This is a genomic window from Priestia sp. YIM B13486, assembly GCF_042787865.1.
Lineage (GTDB): Bacteria > Bacillota > Bacilli > Bacillales > Bacillaceae_H > Priestia > Priestia megaterium.
Genome location: NZ_JBHZOZ010000002.1, coordinates 642571 through 660582, shown reverse-complemented (window position 1 = coordinate 660582; position 18012 = coordinate 642571). Strand labels below are relative to the sequence as shown.

Here is an 18012-nt window from a genome sequence, read left to right as displayed (position 1 = left end):
GCTAATTGTTTTATAAGCCCTATTTGGAAAGGAGAATTTCTTATGTCAAAAAAAGAATTCAAAGCTGAATCAAAGCGATTATTAGAGATGATGATTAATTCCATCTATTCTCAAAAAGAAGTATTTTTGAGAGAACTTCTATCAAATTCAAGTGATGCAATCGATAAAATTTATTACAAAGCCTTAACAGACGACTCCTTGCGTTTTAACAAAGAAAGCTATTACATAAAAGTAACACCAGATAAAACTAACCGTACCTTAACCATTACGGATACTGGAATTGGCATGACGCAAGAAGAGCTTGAAAGCAGCTTGGGCACAATTGCGCGAAGCGGTTCCCTTGCGTTTAAAAACGAAAATGAAACAAAGGACGGGCACACGATTATCGGCCAATTCGGCGTTGGGTTTTACGCAGCGTTCATGGTGGCAGATGTCGTGACCGTGATTAGTAAAGCGTTAGGCAGCGATGAAGCCTATAAATGGGAATCTACTGGTGCTGATGGTTATACAATCGAGCGGTGCGAAAAAGAAACGGTTGGGACTCAAATTATTTTAAAAATTAAAGAAAATACAGAAGATGAAACATATGATGAGTATCTAGAAGATTATCGTTTAAAAGAAATTATTAAAAAGTATTCAGACTTTATCCGCTACCCGATTAAAATGGACATAACGGAAAAACGTCCTAAAGAAGGTTCTGATAACGAGCTAGAAGATTATACAGAAGAGCAAGTTATCAACAGTATGGTACCGATCTGGAAGAAAAATAAAAATGAATTGACTTCAGAAGACTATGAGCAGTTTTATTCAGAAAAGCGCTACGGATTTGATAAACCGCTCACTCACCTTCATATTAATGTGGATGGAACGATTCGCTACAATGCTATTTTATTTATTCCAGAAAATAGTCCGTTTGATTACTACTCAAAAGAATTTGAAAAAGGACTTGAACTCTACTCAAACGGCGTCTTAATTATGAATAAATGTGCAGATCTTCTTCCGGATTACTTTAGCTTTGTAAAAGGTATGGTAGATTCTGAAGATTTATCTCTTAATATTTCACGTGAAATTTTGCAGCAAGACCGACAGCTTCAGCTGATTGCCAAAAACATCGGCAAGAAAATCAAAAATGAATTAAAAAGCTTACTTAAAAACGAACGTGAAAAGTACGAGAAGTTTTATGAATCATTTGGCCGCCAGCTGAAGTACGGTGTTTACAGTGACTTTGGCAGCAACAAAGACGTATTAAAAGACCTGCTTTTATTCTATTCTTCTACAGAGAAAAAGCTCGTAACACTAGACGAATATGTATCGCGCATGCCTGAGGATCAAAAGTATATCTATTATGCATCAGGCGAATCGTACGACCGAATTGAAAAGCTTCCTCAAGCAGAATTGGTTGCAGATAAAGGGTACGAAATTCTGTATTTCACAGAAGATATCGATGAATTTGCGATTAAAATGTTAATGACGTATGAAGAAAAAGAATTTAAATCTGTTTCAAGCAGTGACTTAGGGATTGAATCAGAAGAAGAACAGCTCAATGAGTCTGAGGAAAAAGAGAATAAAGAGCTATTTGACTATATGAAGAAAGCTTTGGCGGGAAAAGTAGGAGATGTCCGCGCGTCTAAACGTTTAAAAACACATCCCGTGTGCTTATCGGCTGATGGTGAAGTAACGATTGAAATGGAGAAAATTTTAAGTGCTATGCCTGACAATCAGCATGTAAAAGCAGAAAAAGTGCTAGAAATTAACGTACATCATGATGTATTCGCTTCTTTAAAAGAAGCACTTGAAAATGATAAAGCGAAATTAGACCTTTATACAAATCTATTATATAACCAGGCTCTTTTAATTGAAGGCTTATCTATTAGTGATCCCGTTGAATTCACAAATGATATTTGTAAAATCATGATATAAAAATCAGGCGCAGAATCACTCTGCGCCTGATTATATGTATAACATAATAAAATTGGTTATATAGTAAGAAGCGATAAAAATGGGTACCGGCAGTTCTTCTATTACTCTTATTGAGTGTTTGCCTTCTTTAAAATGAAAAAGGTCTGATTTAAACTCCGCGACTTTTTCTCTTTTTTGATTAAAAATACACGCTTCCTCTATGGCTTCATGACTGCTTAACATGTAGACGTTATTTAACCATCTAATTTCTTGTTCCCCTGCGTTTTTAATTATTCCTTTACCTAATAGATACCCCACTGTTTTTCCATTTTCTTTTATCACCCACCGGTGTTTTTCCACGTGATCAATAAGCACCGTTCTTCCTTCCCATTGAACTTGTAAATGTACCTTTAAGCCGCAGGAGAAGATAGGAAACCAAGAAATAGAATCTAAAACTGGAAGTCCATCACGAGTTAAAAAATCAATACTTTTCGTCCACATATTTTTATGCGCTCTCTTAAGCTGTCCGACGTTTTCTCCATTTTCATTTGTAACTGCTACGGTCTTCCCCGCTGATTTAAAATAGGGAAGATAAAAAATATATTCTTGCATATAGGCCTCCAAAGATCCTGCACTTCATATTAATAGCGTGTATGTACATATACATAGTTATGTTTTTATCTTTCATATATTTCATTTGTTTCTTTTGATTTCTCCCTTTGTTTAAATTGGTTTTGATTTTCTTTTAAATGCTTTAGTAAAGCAACAATCAAGAAACTAATAATCACAAGAAGAAGCCAAGAGCTAATTTTACTTATATGAACCATTGTCCACTGCTGCTGTTGATCTGGATACTGCCATGCTCCAAAAAATGTTGCGATATTTTCAGCGATCCAAATGAAAAAGCCAATCAGTACAAAAGACAATACTAAAGGCATGCGATATGTACGTTTGTTAACCGTAAAATATACAAAAGTTCGATAAAAAATAAGTAAAGTAAAAAGTTTTAAAAACCAGCGGAAGTCGTAAATAAAATGATGCGTGAAAAAATTAAGGTAAATAGCCATACTTAGTATACTGACAATCCACGTAGAAGGCCAATTCGTAAGCTTTAATTCAAGCCTTCTCCACACTTGGCACATGTAGCTGGCTACACTAGCATACATAAATCCGCTGTACAGCGGAACTCCCCAGACTTTAGTGAAAGCTTTTTCTGGATAGCTCCATGAGCCCATATGAACTTTGTAGAGTTCTAACGCTAGTCCAATTAAATGAAATACTGCGATGACTTTTACTTCATCAAGCGTTTCTCGTTTAAACATCACCATTAAAACTTGAGTTCCTAGACAGACTAATAAAATAAGGTCATATCTAGAAATAAACGGTACTTCAATTATTTTTGTCATAGCCAACGTAAGAAAAATGATAACAGGAAAAACACAAGATTTTGCTTGTTCTAAACCAAAATAGATTAATTGCTTCATTGTAACATCCTATCTTTATAGCATTCCTTAGTATTTTCACAGAAATGATTCCTTGAAAATTATTGCAGATTTTTAAAATTTATTCAATAAGCATCTCCGCTGTTTTGGTAACTAAACTATCATACCCAGCGGAGAATCGTTTTCTCCGTTAACTTTTCAAAAAATCGGTTACTCTCTGTACATAGCGCTCTTTATCATAAGATAAGTACAGATAACTGGTTAACTGTACAGGCTCTCCAAAGAAAAAACGTTCATACAGTGTTTCTCTTGTGCCAAACGGACTCATAGTTAAATCCCACGCTAGTCGAAAAAGCTTAATTCGATCTTCTGCCCCTCTCGATTTAGCTTGCAAATAACGCGTAATATCTTCTTTAACCAATGAGCGGCACGTATTTTCTGTTGGTATTGCCATTAGTCCGCTTGCACCTAAAAGCTGGATAATCTCTGTAAAGGTAGGATATGTTTTTGAAAATATATTTGCGGCAATACGAAGTGTAGTTTCATTTGGACGCATGTATCCCCATAGATCAATCTCCGCTTCTTCTTCTGCTTTCATCACGAGAGCTTTCATCGTTTCTAACGCAATAATAAGCTCCGTTGCTTTTTCTCGTACATGCGGATAGTCTATAATGTTAATGGTTTCGATCAGAGATTGTACAATCCCTAATACAAACTCTGTTTTGACAATTCTCCTTGAAGTTACCTGATGCAGAGCAAAAGCTGAGAAGGAACTAGAAGCAAGGAATGTATTTGATACGTCTGCATTTTCATAGAAAAACACGCGGTTCCATGGTACTAATACATGCTCAAAGACAACAATTGTATCCATTTCTTCAAATCTAGAACTTAATGGATAATCAAACGCCGAATCTTTTCCTGCAAATGATTCTCTACAAATAAATTTAATTCCTTTTGTATTACTTGGAATCGAAAAAGCAAATCCTTTTTCTTTTCCTTGAATGCCCGCTGAAGACAGTACGAGCAGCTCATCCGTCATTCCACCCTGTGTAGCAAGCAGTTTCGCGCCTTGGATAACGATTCCCTCATTAGTTTTATCAACTATTTTTGCTGCTATCGGTTCGTCGTTTTGCTCGTAATAAAATTGGATTCGATTAGCTTGAGGATCGATGAATGTATGAGTGAGCGATAAATCGTGCTCTCTTACATATTCATAATAAGAAATGATGTTTTCAGGAAAGCAGTTTTCTGTTCCTCTCAGGAGTTCTGCAGAGGATGCAAAAGCCATCAATACGGTATTCATATAATCCGGACTTCTTCCCATCATACCATGGGTTAATTGCGCCCATTGCTGAGTCATCTCTCGTCGTTTTTTTAACTCTTCTTTTGTTGTAGGCTGTAAATAAGATGTACCAAAAAAATCCTCAGAATCCGGAGATTGGTATGTCATGATATCTTTAATTTTTTTATCATGCTGAAAATCATAAAGTTTAGCTTGACTGTTAATGGCTCCTTTAAAAGCCGGATGTTCTGATATATTGCCTGTTACGAGCTTGCCATCAACCCATACATTTGCTTTTAATTGATTAATTCTCTCTACGTATTGCTTCCCATTAATTGCTGACATACTCCCACTCCCAGACTTTCGATAAATATTTTTACCTATTGCATTTTTATCATATTACGATGTCTTTTCCATGTTTCCTTCATACATCACAGGTTTGAGCACAAAAAAAGAAGGTCACAGTAACCTTCTTTTTTATAATTTATTTATATTGAATATCATTTCTTAGGGATTCAACTTTATTTAATGCTTGGTCAATATCCGGCTCTTCAACATTAAAGTGAGCAAGTGCATCGTGAAGGTGCTTAGCAATTGCATTAAAATGTTCGGGTTGAATATTCATATTTGCATGTGCTTTGGCCATCGACTTTCCTGAATATTGATTCGGTCCACCTAAGGCAAAGCTTATAAATTTGGCTTGATGTCGACGCTGTTTATCCATATCCGTATGCTCGAAAAAGTGACTGACCGTTTCATCTTTTAACACGAGCTCAGAATAAAAATAATCAACTACTTTTTCAATAGCTTCTTGTCCGCCCACTTTTTCATACAATGTTTGTTCCAAAACAATTCCTCCTTTTGTACCTTTCCCCATTATTACCCAATAGAAGTGTTCATATTCTTTAAAAGGCTTCTTTATGGAAATTCGTTGTCCCCATGTTTTATTCCTCTTCCACATAAAGAATAAAATGTAAAGAAATGAACACAATGTAAAGGAATTGTAGAAGCTGCATGTAACATCTTTCGTTACTGGGCTTTAGGAATCATTACATTTTGATAAGCACTTATCTAGTACACGTAAGTATAAGCCGGCACGCCTTTTACTCCTACTCGGCATGAAAAAAGAGAGCCGGCAGCTTCTTCGTATTTTTCTTCTTCCTTAGCTGTGGTGATAAATAAGGTTTGTAAATCGTCTCCTCCAAATGTACAGCAGGTTACATTGGAAACAGGAAGATGAATAGATTCTATAATTTCTCCTTTATCTGGATCTACACAAATGACTTTCGAACCTCCCCAAAGCGCTACCCATAATCGGTCGTGTTCATCAATTGTCATTCCATCAGGAAACCCGTCCATATCTGAAAGGTCAATCACCACTTTTTCATCTTCGAGCCTTGTTGTTTCTTTCGAAAATGAATAAGACATAATTTTATTTTTCGGTGAATCAACCAGAAAGAATTTGTCTCCTGTTCGATTCCAAGCTAGCCCGTTTGACACGCTTAATCCTTCTTTAGCGCTCTTAATGACACCTTTTTCATCTACTACGTACAGCTGGGCTTTTCCTTCTTCATCTTCTTCACTCATCGTTCCAATCCAAAAGCGATTATATGGATCACATTTCCCGTCATTAAAACGCATGGTTTTTTCAAGAGTATCTAAACGGATATACTCTTCATGATTCTTTTTGTTTTTATCAACTAAAAGCAGCTGATTACGGGTGGAGACAATCAATTTTGAATGATTGGTTTTAGAAACACTTGTAACGACTGAAGGAAGAGCAATATCTTCTAAGGTTGTCGTTTTTGGATCATACGTAAGAAGCTTTTTATCTAAGATGTCTACTAGCACTAATTTTTGATTTTCTTCATCCCATAGGGGTCCTTCAAGCAAACGGCCATCGTACTTTTTTTCAATTTTTGCTTCCATTTTCAAGCTCCTTTTTCGTTTTTATGTACAATCATTTTTTATAATCGCTTTCTCAAAAAAATATTCTTTTAAACAAATAAAAAAAGCTAGGAATATCTTTCCTTTTTCATAAATACCCGTTGTATGACATTCTTTAAACACCAGGTTCTAAGAGAATCTTTTCATAAAAAAAAGCAGCACGCTTTGTATAGCGTGCTGCTTTTTTTTATTATAAAGTTACGTGTTCTTTTTCGAGCTCTTTAACACGTGCTGCAAACTCTTCTTCTGTTAAACTGTGTTCTTTTACATAGCGGTTACGAGGGCTCACTCGGCATTCATGTGAACAAGCGCGTAAATATTTGTGTTCATTTTCTTCAGAAGCTAAGATTTTCTTATTGCATTCTGGGTTTGCGCAGTTAACATAACGTTCACAAGGCTCACCGGTAAAGTGGTCTTTTCCGACAATCACATGCTCTTTTTGGTTAACTGGTACGCTGATGCGTTCATCAAATACATAGCACTGACCGTCCCATAGTTCACCTTGTACTTCAGGGTCTTTTCCGTATGTTACAATCCCTCCATGAAGCTGGCTTACGTCTTCAAAACCTTCTTCAAGAAGCCACCCAGAGAATTTTTCACAGCGAATACCGCCTGTGCAGTAAGTTAAGATTTTTTTATCTTCAAACTGATCTTTGTTGTCGCGAATCCATTCAGGAAGCTCACGGAAGTTTCGAATATCCGGACGAACAGCTCCTCGGAAATGACCTAAATCGTATTCATAATCATTTCGTGCATCAATTACGACCGTATTCTCATCTTGCATCGCTTGATGAAATTCTTTTGGGCTTAAGTAATTACCCGTTACGCGAAGAGGATTCACATCTTCTTCTAATCGAAGAGTTACTAATTCTTTACGGTGACGCACGTGCATTTTTTTGAACGCATGTTCATCTGCTTCGTCTATTTTAAATACAATACCTTCAAAACGAGGATCATTTTTCATCGTTTCCATGTATTTATCTGTTTGTTCAACTGTTCCTGATACCGTTCCATTGATCCCTTCAGCCGCAATTAAAATACGTCCTTTTAATTCAAGCTCTTTACAAAATGCTAAGTGCTGATCTGTAAACTCTTCAGGATTTTCAATTGGAGTGTACAAATAATATAGTAGTACTTGATATGGTTTTCTTTCAGTCATGTTGCTTCTTCCACCTATCTGTTTATATTTGCAAGATATAATGCATGTAGGTCGGTTATTGTGAACCGAATTGATGGTAACAATTCATTACTTAAAGGTACATTACGACAAAAACAACATCCTTTTTATAAGGATGCCTCTATCTAAAAAGTATTACAGTGAATGATTGTTTCAAAAACATACAGTATTTAAGCCTGTAATAGTATAACATATCAAAGCGTTTACTTCTAGGGTTTGTTCTTCAATAAAAATTTTATTGACGGGATACGTTCTACATGAATGTGCCCGCGCATACATGATGAGATATAAATCTTTGAGATTGGGGGCAAAAATGATGCCTTTTTATACATTAAAAGACGGTGCAACTTTGTACTATGAACAACAAGGGGAAGGAACACCTATTATTTTCATTCACGGAGTTTGGATGAGCAGTCGTTTTTTTCATAACCAGCTTTCTTTTTTTTCAAAACAGTATCAAACTATTCTTTTGGATTTAAGAGGACATGGAAATTCAAGTCATACTCCATACGGCCATACAATTTCCACTTATGCTCATGATGTGCATGAGTTTATAACCACTCATCAATTAAAAGACGTCATATTAGTAGGCTGGTCGATGGGTGCTTTTGTTGTGTGGGAATATTTGAAACAATTTGGTCAAGAAAATGTAAAAGGAAATATTATTGTAGATGAAATGGCTTCAGATTTTAAATGGCCCGACTTTCCGATCGGTGCATTTGATTTACCTGCGCTTATTTCGCTCATGCAGGGTATTCAGCTTGATCGAACAAGTACATTAGAAAATTTTATTCCGCTTATGTTTAAGGATGAATTAACTGAAGAAGATAAACATTGGGTTATGAAAGAAGTAACGAAAATGCCTGAGTCGATAGCCAGTGCTATTTTGTTTGATCAATCCATAGTGGACTATCGAGATTTTCTACCGTTTATTGCAATCCCTACCTTACTATGCTTTGGAAAAGAAGAAAAGCTCATTCCGGTAGCAGCTGGAAGACATATTCAAAAGCTGGTTTCAGGTTCTGTACTTGAAGTTTTTGAGAACAGCTGCCACTGCCCTTTTCTTGAAGAAAGCGATCGATTTAACAAAGTTGTGAGCAACTTTATCGAACATATCTAATTTACAAACTTAAAGAAGCAGCGCTTTAGCTACGCTGCTTCTTTAAATGAAACCTTTTATGCCTTTATGTATTGCTTTAGGGTAATAAAATCTCGCGTCCGTCATAGGCAAAGCTTACGTTTTCATCTGAAAGCATCTCGGCGTGCTTTTGGATATCAATATCATGTGATAAATGAGTAAACACCATGTTTTTGGCCTGTAGCTTCGCTTTGATCTCCATTGCCTCTGTCACGTCATATACGGATCTTTTTTCTTTTTGAAGATATTCTTTCCAGAAAGATGTACCAAATATCAGTAAATCTAAGTGGTAAAAGGGCTGCCACTGTTCTTTTGTCACATTAAAAGAATCGGATACATACGCCCAGCGTTCGCCTTGTTTTTGATGAACCACAATACCGTAGGAATGACCGTTAAATCCGTGATTTACTTTATGAAACGTAAGGGTTGTTTCTCCACTATCCCATTTTAACGTTCCTTTAAAGGTGAGCCCTTTTCTTTTTGCGAGATAAGGAAATCTTTCGATTAACTCGTTGATGACTTCAGGCGCTCCTACGACTTCTGTATTTACATTATTCCAATAGCATAAGTCGGCTAAATCTCCTAAACCAGCCACATGGTCATTGTGAGGATGAGTAATAAAAACGGTAGAAGGGATTTTTTTGTTATTGTATAAATGAAATTGATGCTTAAAATCAGGTGATACGTCAATCAAAAACACGTTACCGTCTATTGTAAACTGTGCACTAGGCCTTGTGCGCTGATTTAATTGATCTTTTTGTGTACATACTTTACAGTCACATAATAATCGAGGCACTCCTTGAGCATCGCTCGTCCCATAAAATAAAAGCTTATTCATTGCTCTGTTTCCCCCTTTTTTTCTTCTAAAGGTCTATCTTTTTGTTTCAAGAAATGTCCTATGTTGTTCTGCATCGTTCTTTTATTTGTCCTTCTAGAATAAAACCAGCTTTTATGTAAAACAGCCAGTCTTTTTAACGACTGGCTTTGCTATATTCCTTATAAAAAGCGTTTTTATGCTTTTCTATTGATTTCTTTCTTCATCTCTTTCAACAATATGCTGAAGAATAGATAATTTGTTCGTCCAAAATTGCTCGTAGTAAGAAAGCCAATCTTGTATCTCTTTTAAAGGCTCTGGCTGGAGACAATACACTTTTTCTCTGCCTTTTTTCTGTCCATGGACTAAGTCTGCTTCTGAAAGTATATGAAGATGCTTGACAATAGCGGTACGGCTTATTGAAAAATGAGACGTTATTTCTGATATAGGCAATTCTTTTTCAGAAAGCAGCTCAAGTACTTTTCTTCGAGTAGGATCAGCAATGGCTTGAAAGATATCATGCTTGGCAGCTGATAAAGTCATTTAGTTTTCAACAACCTTTCGAAGTTTTTCATTTACGAGACTAATCCACCCGTAGCTCATTCTATCTCGTACCACTGAACTCTTTTCGTTTGCTTTTTCAAGAAGTGTTTCAGCTTCTTTCCACCCGCTATGAATAAGCGTAAATTCAGTTTGATTACCCATTTCTTTTAAGGTAAATGAAACGACCCATCCATCCGTATCCCAAGAGAAAGAAAGATAGTTTGGTGCATCTATTTCTAATACTTTACACGGAGATGGGCCAAAAGGCGATTGTAAATGAAATTCATATCCTACCTGAGGCTGAAAATCATTAGGCATGAACCATTGTTGGAGCCCTTCTGCTGTTGCTACTTTATCCCAAATTTTTTGAATCGGCGCGTTAAATATTATCGTCTGTTTTACATCTTCTACTACACTTTTATCATTCATCGTTATCTTCATTCTCCTTTTCAAAAAATAACACCAAAAGGTTTTATATAAAAATAATATAACACCTTTTGGTTTCATGTCAATTCCTCTTTTAAAAAATGAAATCCTTCAATTCATTTCCGTTCTTTGATAAAGAGACTTGTTATGATGCTGAATGAGTGGATTTTGTTATATTTCAAATATATCTTTTAAACGATGCTTCGTCCGCTTTGTGCCAATGCATAATGAATGCCGTGCTGCAATGTTTGAAAACAATCATATTTTGATAAATCAATATGGGTCTCTGATATAACTAAGCCTAAGTCAGCAGAAATCCCTACTAAAATTGTTTTCGTACCAACTAGGGACGCTGCTGCACCTAATTTTTCAATAAGACTTGCCGTATATTCAGTAAGTTCTTTATCCAATCCGGTTAAATCCAGCACAAGATAATTAGCCTGGTGTTTTGGGAGGTTATTTAATGTATTGACAATCAAATCTTCCGTTCGATCCTCGTCGTATTTGCCAATCAAAGGAACGACGACTATGCCTTCCAAAACCGGAATAATAGGAGAAGAAAGCTTTTTAATAAGATCTTTTAACTCTGCTGTTTTTTCTGCTACAATGTTTTGTAAATGTTCTATTTTCTGCGCTTCTTTTCTTCTCGCTAATTGATGAATATTTTGAGTGATATCAATGTTAGAAGGGAAGTATTCTACTGTGGTGCATTCATGCCCTTCTATTTGATGTTGAATCACCTTGTACCAAATATTTGTTCCGAATAGTCCTGTGAAAATCCCTGCATAATGGGCCGGAAGAAAATTTCCTCCCTTTGTTTTCTTTTGCGCAACGTTAATTTTATGTTCCCAACTGTCTTTTAATTCAGCAGATAGAGTTTTACTTTCAGGATTTAAATATTTGATAGTAGTTTTTCCCCATCCAGCCGAAGCGTATGTATTGGTAATTAACTCAGCCGCTTCAAAAACCGTTACGCCTTTCATATTTTGAAAGTACTCTCCTACTACTAATCCCTGTCGGAAACCAGTGGTTTCTAGTACTACAGAAGCTGCCTCTTCCCCAGATATTTCTTCGATTGTGTCAAACAATGTTTTCATCGCAGAAGAAATCCAAAAAAGGATCGCATCTTCTCCTTCAAAGCTAAATTGTCCTTTTTCTAAATCCCAAGCAAAACTAAGGCCACCTATATCAATATTCTTTTTTTCACCCATGGCGAAATCTCCTTTTTATAAAGTTCTTACCTTCTATTTTATCTTATGTTGAAGAAGCTAGTAATAAAAATTGTTGCATATTTTCTATTGCTTGTCTAACCATTACCCATGTTTTCAATTAATAGAAAAGAAAGGTGAATGCTATAGAACTTTGAATTCGCCAACTTTTCTTTCTTTTGTATCAAACATACATGATAAAAAGGAAGAAAGGCAAATTGTAATATAACATCACATTACGTTATAATATAATTATATTCAAAAGAAAGTATTTAGGAAAGAGGAGGAAAAAGATGAAGCTAAATACTCATAGCTCTACGCCTTTATATATGCAGTTAAAACAGGCTATTACAGAAGATATTAATAAAGGAGTTTATACTCCGGGTGAAAAACTTCCAATTGAAACGGATTTGTGCGATATATACGGAGTAAGTCGGATTACGGTAAGAAAAGCCGTATTAGATTTAGTAGAAGAAGGCCTTCTGATACGTCAGCAAGGAAAAGGAACCTTTGTTCAATATCCAAAAGCTAAGAGAGAGCTGTTTGCCGTTAATGGGCATACAGAGTATATGTCGGAATTAGGGAAAGTACCGCAGACTAAAATTTTATCTTTTGGTATAAAACCTGTAAAAGCTCATGTGGCAAAGATGTTATCAATCCCTCCAGAAAGTGAAGTCCTTGAACTGCAGCGCATTCTGTATTATGACGACCAGCCTCTTACCTTAGAAATTTCTCACTACTCCTTAGAATTGTTACCACACTTAGATCAGCACGTCCATAATTCAGTTTCAATGTACGATACTATAAAAAACAAGTACAATATTGCTCCGGTTCATAATAAAAAATTATTGAACATGGTATTTGCAAATGTGGATGAAGCAAAACATTTAGAATGTGAAGTCGGAGAGCCGCTGTTTAAAGTGGAAAAAGTGGCGTATGATGCACAAAAAAGACCGATTCATTCATCTTTTCTACACTACCCTGCGAATCGCGTTACGTTCACTATAGACAGTTCTAATTCTTAATAAAATAGCGCCTTGCTTCAAAAGCAAAGGCGCTATTTTATTCATTTTAGAACCATTTCACAGTCTGTATGATATTCTTTTCCATATCCAAATGCTCCGTAATTTTGACAAGTTTGTGATGCCACCAATGATCCATTATGGAGGGCTTTGGCTATGTTTTTTTCTGGTAGATAAGAAGAAAGAAAGCCAGCTATAAAAGAATCTCCAGCCCCAAGCGTATCCACTACATTTGTAGGAATTATAGGCTGTTTAAATAACTGATTTTCGACTGATAATAAAGCTCCCTCTTCTCCTCTTGTCACGCATACGACACTGGTTCCTAACAGGTGTACTCGCTTTATTAAATTCATACACTCTTCTTCTGGCAGGCTGCTTCCTGAGAAAAATGCATAGCTGATATATGGACATACTTGCTGTAAATATTCCTCATCGTATCTCGTAGAAAAATCAAAGGAAATATCAATGATTTTATGTAGCAACGGAAGGTCAGATTCTAAATGACTAAAAACGCTCGTATGAAGAAGATCGTGCTGGCGAATATAGGTTAAATCCGATTCATTCAGCATTAGTTTTAATCTAGATTGAACGCCCCCTTTATTTGATCCTACAAAAACTCGGTCACCTTGTTCATCAAGTGTTACAACCGCCATTCCATTTTCTCCTACAGCTCTTCTTACTCTGCTAATCTCCATCTTTTCTTGCTGCAAAGTATTTACTACATGCTCTGCCGATTCGTCATTCCCCACGATTCCCATATAGGAAGACTGATGATTGCTCAATCTATTATAAAATACGGCCACATTTAGCGCGTTGCCGCCTGGATAGATCTTTCCTTGATCTTTATAGTAATCTACTACATTATCCCCTACTCCAATTAGTTTCATCTGCTTGTCCTCCTATTATTTAACACTTCCGTTAGCAATGCCACGGATAAAATATTTTTGCATAAATAAAAACAACATAACAATCGGTGCTGCTGAAATGGTGAGTCCAGCTAGTAATACCCCCCAATCTGTTTGCAAAGCGTCTCTAAATTGCATTAATCCTGCTGGGATTGTACGCAAACTGTCGTCGTCGATAAAGATAATGGCAAACATAAATTCATTCCATGTGTAGTAAGCTGTCAAAATTGTCGTTGTTAATAGAATGGGCGTGCTCATTGGGATAAAAATTCGAAATAAAATCCCCAAGCTTGTACATCCATCTAACCGAGCTGCTTCCTCTAGTTCTTTTGGAATCGAAAGAAAATAAGCTCGAATTAACAAGATGGTTAAAGGAATTCGATAAGCAACATAAGGCAGAATCAGTGCCAAGTGTGTATTATAGATTCCAAGTTTTTGAATAATGCTATACAAAGGAATTAAACTTACCTGAGGAGAAAGCATAAGCCCTCCGAGACATATAATGAGGACAAAAGCTTTTCCTTGAAACTCAAAGCGTGATAGTCCATAAGCTCCTAACGCACTGACCAGCACCGTCAAAAAACAAGACGCGCCCGTGACGATTACACTGTTTAAAAAGTAAGAAGATATTCCACTTTTCCACGCTGTCACATAATTTTCAATTAGCCAAGTATGCGGCATAGACCAGCTGTGCGTAAAGATTTCATCCGTGCTTTTAAAAGAACTTATAATCATCCAAAGCAAAGGATACGCAATGACGATAAAATAGACGATCAATCCGACATATACTATCGTTACACCTGTGTAGCTCTTCTTTTTTCTTTCTTTAGTGGCTGTATTGACAACATTAGGTAAGGTGACATTTGTTTTAGGCATCTGCATCAAGCGTCTTCCTTTCCTGTTTTAAATGCTTTCATTTGAACAAGAGAAATCAACAGCGTAATAATTAAAATGACAGTAGCAATTGAGGAAGCATAGCCCATCATATCTTTCGAAAAGGCTGTTTTGTATAAATACGTACTTAGGACTTCAGATGATGTACCCGGTCCGCCTCCAGTTAAAATATAAGGTTCATTAAATACTGTAAAAGCACCAGTGAGGGTTAAAATAACAGCCACAAATGTCATTTCTTTTGTTTGCGGTACAGTAATATGAAAGAACATTTTAAATTTATTAGCGCCGTCTATTTCAGCTGCTTCATACAATTCAGGTGAGATTTTTTGTATCGCTACAATATACAGCATGGCAATATAGCCGATAGACTGCCACTGAGATATAGCAATAACTGCATAAATAGCCGTATTACTGTCTCCTAGCCAAGGTTTTGCCAATGAGTCTAATCCGATCATTTTGAGCATTTGATTTAAAAGCCCTACTTCAGGATTGTAAAAAAAAGTAAACAGCAAGGCAATAACGGTCATCGAAACGACTACTGGTAAAAAATAAACCGTTCGAAAAAAAGGAGAAAACCTTCGAATAAGTTTATCTTCTAAAACGGCAGCCACAATTAGACCTCCACCCACTTGAAAAATAATTGAAATGACCGCATAAAGAATATTATTTTTGAGTGCCTGATAAAAGACAGGGTCTTTAAATAAGTGCACATAATTATCTATTCCTACAAAAACTTTGTCTGGTGAAAATGTGCTCCACTCATAAAGACTATCCCAAATATTCTGAAAAATAGGGATATACACAAGTAGTAAAAAAGCAAAAGCAGGAAGAAGATATAAATAAGGGGTTAGCTTATTGCGTTTTAACATCGCTTTTTCACTTCCTTACTTTTTAGATTCAGCACGAACACTGGCTGCAGCTTTTTGCACATCTTTCATTACTTCTTTAGGTGTTTTATCACCATTTAGCATAAGCTGAGCCCCTGTTAAATAAGCATCTGCAATTTGAGCATCGATTGCCATATCAAACCATGGAGCCATCTCTTTGGCTTGTAAAATATTATCTACTGCTTCTAATTGCTCCGGTGTTGAATTACTGCTGTTAGCTGTATCATTTACTGCACTGTATTTCCCTACTTCTTTTACTAGCTTTTCACCCATTTGTTTTGATGTTAAAAATTCAAGAAATTCCATCGCTTCTTTTGGATGCTTTGTTTTAGAAGAAATCATAAACCCTTCAGGTGATCCAGTTAAATTAGTAGCATTTCCTTTTCCATCCTCTAATTTAGGAAAATTAAACATGCCAATCTTAAATTTCGTTGGACCGAAAAGCTTAATTTCAGCGGTTTCAGCATAAAACATAGCTGCTTTTCCATTTGAAAATTGTTGTCTTGCATATTCATGATCAATCGAATTTGTATTTTTATTAAAGTAAGGAACTAATTCTTCTAATTTTTCTAGAGCTTTTACATAGCCTTTATCCGTGAATGTCCCAGTTTTTGAATTATAGTCTTTTGAAAGAACGTCAGGCTTTACCATGCGCTGATTCAAGGTTCCTACGTAGTGAGAAATGGTCCACGTATCCTGGCTTCCAAATTCTAAAGCTGTATAATGCTTCTTTTTTAACACGCTTAAAACATTTAATAGCTCGTTCCAGTTTGTAGGCGCTTTTAATCCTAATTTATCGAAGATATCTTTGTTGTAAAAAAACATTTTCCCGTCCATTGTGACAGGAACACCGTAAATTTTCTTATTAACGGTATATGGTTTAATTTGAGACTGAACAAGCTTGGAAGACCACGCTGAATCCTTCTTATAATAAGAGGTTAAATCTAAGGCTTTGTTTCCTCTGACAAATTGTCTAGCAAACTCATCGCTCCAAGAAAAGTACACATCAGGAGGGGTATTAGTGCCTGTCATAACTTTAATTTTGTCTTTATACGAATCGTTTAACACCGCTTCTGTTTTAATATCAATATCAGGGTGCTGTTTTTCAAATTCTTTTACAACTTCTTCAAAGTAGCTTTTTTCAGGTTCTTTTGGCCATCTGTGAAAGAATGTTAATGTTGTCTTTCCTGTGTCTGAGTCTGAAGACGTTTGTTTTCCCGCACACCCCCCCAGCATTAAAGAACAACTTAAAAGTGAGGCTAAGATTAAATTTGTCTTTTTCATATAGAAACCCCCTTATTGTAAGTGCTTTCATATATAAGTTATACTATAATGTTTTATAACATTATAGTATAACTCGTAAGGAAAATATACAGATTTCTATCTTTATTAGGAGATTATTAATATTCTACTTTCCACATGTAGCGTCTTTTACTTAAAGGATGATTGCGTGCTTCAGCTAATTCTTCGGCATACTGACGCAGTACACGGTTTAATACAAGAGGAGCAATATACCCTTGCACATCTTTATCAATTCCTTCGAAGTCATATGCTTTTGCATCTAGAACAGTTAATTTCTTTCCATATCGTTTAGAGAATGATAAGGCGCGTTCTTCTAAAGGTCTCGTTTCATCTAGTCCAGCTAGGATGATAAACGGTACGTTTTCATCAATAATTTCGAATGGACCGTGGAAATACTCTCCAGCGTGAATAGCGTGAGAATGAATCCACTGCATTTCCATTAAGATACATATGCTGAATGAATAGGCTGCTCCATAGTTCGAGCCGCTGGCCATTGTATAAATAACCGGTTCGGATTTATGTGATTCAGCAAATTTCCTTGCGTTGCTCGCTTCGTATTCTAGAGCTTTTTCATAAACAGACTGTAGATTTTCTAAGCTAGTAACTAACTTTGCAAATTTATCATTTTCTTCTGCTACGTATAAGAGACCAAATACAAGCTGATATAAAACGCCTAAATTTGTTTCAAAAGCATCGATATCATTGCCCCACTCATACTTAATAAAAATATCTGCGCTGTGTGCTAAAGGTGAAGTAGGTTCATTTGTTAAGGCTACAGCATAAGCGCCTTTGCTTTTAGCAAACTTAGCTGCTTCTGTAGTCTCAGGAGTTGTTCCTGACATGGAACATAAAATAACTAAGGAGTCTTTTCCCAGCTGCTGCGGATTGCGGTGGATAAATTCGTTCGAGCTATACAAATCGGATGTAATATGTTGAGCTTCTCGATCTAGTACATACTTAGCTGGATACATGATCGCAGAAGATCCTCCACACGCGACGAAAAACACATTACGAATTTGCTTGCTTTTTAATTCGTTTAATACGGCTTGCACATCACTTTTTACATTCACTGCTGTTTTGCTCATTTTCCCCACTCCTCAAATAAGATATGATATACAACATTATG

Annotated in this window: 18 protein-coding genes; 3 read left to right on the top strand and 15 right to left on the bottom strand. The window is 36.1% G+C overall.

Features of this window, described 5'->3' with window-relative positions:
* The first annotated feature begins 42 nt into the window (after positions 1–42).
* Complete coding sequence (htpG, locus tag ACFX4G_RS07495) at positions 43–1920, top strand: molecular chaperone HtpG (protein WP_377573669.1); 1878 nt, start codon at positions 43–45, stop codon at positions 1918–1920.
* A gap of 30 nt (positions 1921–1950) precedes the next feature.
* On the opposite strand, the gene ACFX4G_RS07490 is transcribed toward htpG, so the two are convergent.
* The 6 genes from ACFX4G_RS07490 to trhO form a co-directional block, all read right to left on the bottom strand.
* Positions 1951–2511 (bottom strand): tubby C-terminal domain-like protein, encoded by a 561-nt coding sequence (locus ACFX4G_RS07490; RefSeq protein WP_377573666.1) that lies wholly within the window; start codon positions 2509–2511, stop codon positions 1951–1953.
* 65 nt (positions 2512–2576) lie between these two features.
* Positions 2577–3383, bottom strand: a complete 807-nt coding sequence (locus ACFX4G_RS07485; protein WP_377573663.1) for a DUF817 domain-containing protein — start codon at positions 3381–3383, stop codon at positions 2577–2579.
* Positions 3384–3531: 148 nt separating this feature from the next.
* Complete coding sequence (gene hpaB, locus ACFX4G_RS07480) at positions 3532–4968, bottom strand: 4-hydroxyphenylacetate 3-monooxygenase, oxygenase component (protein WP_377573660.1); 1437 nt, start codon at positions 4966–4968, stop codon at positions 3532–3534.
* 139 nt (positions 4969–5107) lie between these two features.
* Positions 5108–5470: a group I truncated hemoglobin gene (locus ACFX4G_RS07475; RefSeq protein ID WP_013083221.1), complete on the bottom strand. Its 363-nt coding sequence runs from the start codon at positions 5468–5470 to the stop codon at positions 5108–5110.
* Between the two features lie 224 nt (positions 5471–5694).
* Positions 5695–6552 (bottom strand): SMP-30/gluconolactonase/LRE family protein, encoded by an 858-nt coding sequence (locus tag ACFX4G_RS07470; protein WP_025751869.1) that lies wholly within the window; start codon positions 6550–6552, stop codon positions 5695–5697.
* A 208-nt stretch (positions 6553–6760) separates the two neighbouring features.
* Complete coding sequence (gene trhO, locus ACFX4G_RS07465) at positions 6761–7729, bottom strand: oxygen-dependent tRNA uridine(34) hydroxylase TrhO (protein WP_377573656.1); 969 nt, start codon at positions 7727–7729, stop codon at positions 6761–6763.
* 334 nt (positions 7730–8063) lie between these two features.
* On the opposite strand from trhO, the gene ACFX4G_RS07460 reads away from it, so the two are divergent.
* The gene (locus ACFX4G_RS07460) at positions 8064–8867 is read left to right on the top strand and encodes an alpha/beta fold hydrolase (protein ID WP_377573653.1); all 804 of its coding nucleotides are present in this window, start codon (positions 8064–8066) and stop codon (positions 8865–8867) included.
* Positions 8868–8943: 76 nt separating this feature from the next.
* Here the strand turns inward: ACFX4G_RS07460 and ACFX4G_RS07455 are convergent, their stop codons facing one another.
* The 4 genes from ACFX4G_RS07455 to ACFX4G_RS07440 all read right to left on the bottom strand — a co-directional run bounded on the left by ACFX4G_RS07455 (position 8944) and on the right by ACFX4G_RS07440 (position 11879).
* The gene (locus tag ACFX4G_RS07455; RefSeq protein WP_377573650.1) at positions 8944–9723 is read right to left on the bottom strand and encodes an MBL fold metallo-hydrolase; all 780 of its coding nucleotides are present in this window, start codon (positions 9721–9723) and stop codon (positions 8944–8946) included.
* Between the two features lie 183 nt (positions 9724–9906).
* Positions 9907–10242, bottom strand: a complete 336-nt coding sequence (locus ACFX4G_RS07450; RefSeq protein WP_043982530.1) for an ArsR/SmtB family transcription factor — start codon at positions 10240–10242, stop codon at positions 9907–9909.
* Positions 10243–10671: an SRPBCC family protein gene (locus ACFX4G_RS07445; protein ID WP_043982528.1), complete on the bottom strand. Its 429-nt coding sequence runs from the start codon at positions 10669–10671 to the stop codon at positions 10243–10245.
* A gap of 188 nt (positions 10672–10859) precedes the next feature.
* The gene (locus ACFX4G_RS07440; RefSeq protein WP_230184075.1) at positions 10860–11879 is read right to left on the bottom strand and encodes an STAS domain-containing protein; all 1020 of its coding nucleotides are present in this window, start codon (positions 11877–11879) and stop codon (positions 10860–10862) included.
* Positions 11880–12169: 290 nt separating this feature from the next.
* Between ACFX4G_RS07440 and ACFX4G_RS07435 the strand changes: the two genes are divergently transcribed.
* On the top strand, positions 12170–12901 hold the full coding sequence (locus ACFX4G_RS07435) for a GntR family transcriptional regulator (protein WP_013057106.1): 732 nt from the start codon (positions 12170–12172) through the stop codon (positions 12899–12901).
* 41 nt (positions 12902–12942) lie between these two features.
* On the opposite strand, the gene ACFX4G_RS07430 is transcribed toward ACFX4G_RS07435, so the two are convergent.
* The 5 genes from ACFX4G_RS07430 to ACFX4G_RS07410 form a co-directional block, all read right to left on the bottom strand.
* Positions 12943–13785: a fructoselysine 6-kinase gene (locus ACFX4G_RS07430; RefSeq protein WP_377573646.1), complete on the bottom strand. Its 843-nt coding sequence runs from the start codon at positions 13783–13785 to the stop codon at positions 12943–12945.
* Between the two features lie 15 nt (positions 13786–13800).
* Positions 13801–14685: a carbohydrate ABC transporter permease gene (locus ACFX4G_RS07425; RefSeq protein ID WP_043982526.1), complete on the bottom strand. Its 885-nt coding sequence runs from the start codon at positions 14683–14685 to the stop codon at positions 13801–13803.
* Entirely contained in the window at positions 14685–15566 is an 882-nt protein-coding gene (locus ACFX4G_RS07420; RefSeq protein ID WP_318331315.1) for a carbohydrate ABC transporter permease, read from the bottom strand. The genes ACFX4G_RS07425 and ACFX4G_RS07420 overlap by 1 nt, the downstream gene beginning before the upstream one ends.
* Positions 15567–15581: 15 nt before the next feature.
* Positions 15582–16868, bottom strand: a complete 1287-nt coding sequence (locus tag ACFX4G_RS07415; protein ID WP_377573643.1) for an ABC transporter substrate-binding protein — start codon at positions 16866–16868, stop codon at positions 15582–15584.
* Positions 16869–16984: 116 nt separating this feature from the next.
* On the bottom strand, positions 16985–17971 hold the full coding sequence (locus ACFX4G_RS07410; RefSeq protein WP_043982524.1) for an SIS domain-containing protein: 987 nt from the start codon (positions 17969–17971) through the stop codon (positions 16985–16987).
* Positions 17972–18012 lie beyond the last annotated feature (41 nt).

What these genes read in the sequence shown, in the direction of transcription:
- ACFX4G_RS07425 (WP_043982526.1), bottom strand. Translation starts at nt 14,685, where the DNA reads ATGCAGATGCCTAAAACAAATGTCACCTTACCTAATGTTGTCAATACA.
- ACFX4G_RS07450 (WP_043982530.1), bottom strand. Translation starts at nt 10,242, where the DNA reads ATGACTTTATCAGCTGCCAAGCATGATATCTTTCAAGCCATTGCTGAT.
- ACFX4G_RS07490 (WP_377573666.1), bottom strand. Translation starts at nt 2,511, where the DNA reads ATGCAAGAATATATTTTTTATCTTCCCTATTTTAAATCAGCGGGGAAG.
- ACFX4G_RS07435 (WP_013057106.1), top strand. Translation starts at nt 12,170, where the DNA reads ATGAAGCTAAATACTCATAGCTCTACGCCTTTATATATGCAGTTAAAA.
- ACFX4G_RS07470 (WP_025751869.1), bottom strand. Translation starts at nt 6,552, where the DNA reads ATGGAAGCAAAAATTGAAAAAAAGTACGATGGCCGTTTGCTTGAAGGA.
- trhO (WP_377573656.1), bottom strand. Translation starts at nt 7,729, where the DNA reads ATGACTGAAAGAAAACCATATCAAGTACTACTATATTATTTGTACACT.
- ACFX4G_RS07485 (WP_377573663.1), bottom strand. Translation starts at nt 3,383, where the DNA reads ATGAAGCAATTAATCTATTTTGGTTTAGAACAAGCAAAATCTTGTGTT.
- ACFX4G_RS07440 (WP_230184075.1), bottom strand. Translation starts at nt 11,879, where the DNA reads ATGGGTGAAAAAAAGAATATTGATATAGGTGGCCTTAGTTTTGCTTGG.
- ACFX4G_RS07430 (WP_377573646.1), bottom strand. Translation starts at nt 13,785, where the DNA reads ATGAAACTAATTGGAGTAGGGGATAATGTAGTAGATTACTATAAAGAT.
- ACFX4G_RS07445 (WP_043982528.1), bottom strand. Translation starts at nt 10,671, where the DNA reads ATGAATGATAAAAGTGTAGTAGAAGATGTAAAACAGACGATAATATTT.
- ACFX4G_RS07455 (WP_377573650.1), bottom strand. Translation starts at nt 9,723, where the DNA reads ATGAATAAGCTTTTATTTTATGGGACGAGCGATGCTCAAGGAGTGCCT.
- ACFX4G_RS07460 (WP_377573653.1), top strand. Translation starts at nt 8,064, where the DNA reads ATGCCTTTTTATACATTAAAAGACGGTGCAACTTTGTACTATGAACAA.
- htpG (WP_377573669.1), top strand. Translation starts at nt 43, where the DNA reads ATGTCAAAAAAAGAATTCAAAGCTGAATCAAAGCGATTATTAGAGATG.
- hpaB (WP_377573660.1), bottom strand. Translation starts at nt 4,968, where the DNA reads ATGTCAGCAATTAATGGGAAGCAATACGTAGAGAGAATTAATCAATTA.
- ACFX4G_RS07410 (WP_043982524.1), bottom strand. Translation starts at nt 17,971, where the DNA reads ATGAGCAAAACAGCAGTGAATGTAAAAAGTGATGTGCAAGCCGTATTA.
- ACFX4G_RS07415 (WP_377573643.1), bottom strand. Translation starts at nt 16,868, where the DNA reads ATGAAAAAGACAAATTTAATCTTAGCCTCACTTTTAAGTTGTTCTTTA.
- ACFX4G_RS07420 (WP_318331315.1), bottom strand. Translation starts at nt 15,566, where the DNA reads ATGTTAAAACGCAATAAGCTAACCCCTTATTTATATCTTCTTCCTGCT.